This is a genomic window from Cupriavidus sp. 01L45, assembly GCF_056399885.1.
On record NZ_JBFTSG010000164.1, the window covers coordinates 1 to 757 of the forward strand.

The 757-nt window shown below is 64.4% G+C and carries 1 protein-coding gene; it reads left to right on the plus strand.

Translation table 11 applies throughout. From position 1 onward, the window contains the following. Window positions 1-59: 59 nt before the first annotated feature. Window positions 60-757 (plus strand): TenA family transcriptional regulator (locus AC1DT6_RS40545; protein WP_477115627.1); only part of this gene is annotated, 698 nt, incomplete at its 3' end.

Here is a 757-nt window from a genome sequence, read left to right on the forward strand (position 1 = left end):
CTCCGGACCACGCCACGCCGTCCCCCAACCTTGAACTCGCTGCCCACAGGAGCCCCCAAATGGCCGAACTGATGAACCGTGATGATTTCCGTGCCGCCCTTGAAAACGCCATCAAGGGCAAGAGCGCCAACAAGGCCCCCTTCAGCGTGGCCTGGGCCAGCGGCAAGCTCTCCCGCGACCACCTCGCGCGCTGGGCCGAGAACCATTACCACTACGTCGGACCCTTCGCCGACTACCTCGCCTACATCTACGCCCGCACCCCCGACCGCTTCACCGAAGCCAAGGACTTCCTGCTCGCCAAYATGTATGAGGAAGAAATCGGCGGCGACCGCCATACCGACCTGCTGATCCGCTTTGCCGAAGCCTGCGGCACCACCCGCGAGCGCGTGGTCGAYCCCGACAATATGTCCGCCACCACCCGTGGCCTGCAAAGCTGGTGCTACGCCGTGGCCATGCGCGAAGACCCGATCGTCGCCGTCGCCGGCCTGGTGGTCGGCCTGGAGTCCCAGGTGCCGTCGATCTACCGCAAGCAGACCCCGACCCTGCGCGACAAGTACGGCTTCACCGACGAGGAAGTCGAATTCTTCGACCTGCACATCGTCTCCGATGAAATCCACGGCGAACGCGGCTACCAGATCGTGCTGGAACACGCCGACACGCCCGAGCTGCAGCAGCGCTGCCTGAAAATCTGCGAGATCGGCGCACAGATGCGCCTGCTCTACACCACCGCGCTCTATCACGACTACGTCGCCCAGGA